Annotated in this window: 2 protein-coding genes; both read left to right on the top strand. The window is 65.6% G+C overall.

Annotation, left to right across the window (positions count from 1 at the left end):
* A partial coding sequence (locus tag EOA33_RS36015) for an SDR family oxidoreductase (protein ID WP_127407745.1) occupies positions 1-664 on the top strand: 664 nt, incomplete at its 5' end.
* A gap of 95 nt (positions 665-759) precedes the next feature.
* The coding region (locus tag EOA33_RS36010) for a Mur ligase family protein (RefSeq protein ID WP_245482560.1) at positions 760-1,318 on the top strand (559 nt) is incomplete at its 3' end.

Here is a 1,318-nt window from a genome sequence, read left to right as displayed (position 1 = left end):
GGGCGCCAGGGTCGTCGTCGCCGACCTCAACGCCCGGGGCGCCGAACGCGTGGCCGGCGAGATCGGCGACAACGCGATCTGGACGCAGACCGACGTCTCGCAGCGCTCCGAATTCGATGAGATGATCTACGCCGCCAAAAGCGCCTTCGGCCGCATCGACATCATGGTCAACAATGCCGGCTATACGCACCGCAATGGCGACTTGCTTGACGTCGACGAAGCGACCTTCGATCTGATCACCGCCGTCAACATGAAGGCAATCTACCACGCGGCGCGCGCGGTGGTGCCGATCATGGAGCGCCAGGGCGGCGGCGTCATCCTGACCACCGCCTCTACCGCCGGGCTGAGGCCAAGGCCCGGCCTCACCTGGTACAATGCCTCGAAAGGCTGGGCGATCACCGCCACCAAGTCGATGGCGGTCGAACTGGCGCCGAAAAACATCCGCGTCAACTGCCTCTGCCCGGTCGCCGGCGAGACCGGCATGCTGGAGAAATTCATGGGCGCCGACACGCCGGAGATCCGCGAGAGGTTCCGCGCCTCAATCCCGCTCGGCCGCCTGTCGACGCCGCTTGACATCGCCAATGCCGCACTTTGGCTCGCCTCCGACGAGGCCGCCTTCATCACCGGCGTGGCGCTGGAGGTCGATGGCGGCCGCTGCATCTGAACGCCTGCGGTAGGCGCGGCCAGGATTTGACGAGCCGCCCGGGAACGGCATAAGGCTTGTCGAGGGGGCAGGGTGGCCATGCGATGAAAGCCCGATTGCGCAAAATTCGCAAGAGCCTGTGGCACCGCCACAAGATCTACAGGGCATGGCGCGCCCGTTCGAAAAGCGCGGCGACCTTCATCGGCGTCACCGGCAGTTCCGGCAAGTCGACCGCGGCGGCGTTGCTCGGGCATATATTGGCCAGCCATCGCCCGGTCTACACGCAGGTTCTCGCCAACGCCATCGATGCGCTGGCCAGCACGCTCTACAAGCGCATGTGGAAAGCGGGCGAGGTCGACTATGTCGTGTTCGAAGCAGGCGCCTATGGCGTCGACACCATCAGGCCGATGGCGGAACTGCTCCAGCCGCATGTCGCGGTCGTCACCATGGTCCGCCTCGAACATTTCGCCAGTTTCAGGACTCTGGAGAACGTCGCCCTGGAAAAGCGCGCCCTGGTCGACGCGCTGCCGCCCGGCGGTCTTGCCGTGCTCAACGCCGACGATCCGCATGTGCTCGGCATGGCTTCGGGCACCAGGCATCGCGTCGTCACTTTCGGCCGGGCGGAAGATGCGGACTATCGTGTCACCGACACGCAGGCCGCTTATCCCGAAACCC

The organism is Mesorhizobium sp. M4A.F.Ca.ET.050.02.1.1 (assembly GCF_003997725.1).
GTDB lineage: Bacteria > Pseudomonadota > Alphaproteobacteria > Rhizobiales > Rhizobiaceae > Mesorhizobium.
The sequence above is the reverse complement of the archived record's forward strand: the minus strand, read 5'-3'. Positions and strand labels throughout refer to the sequence as shown.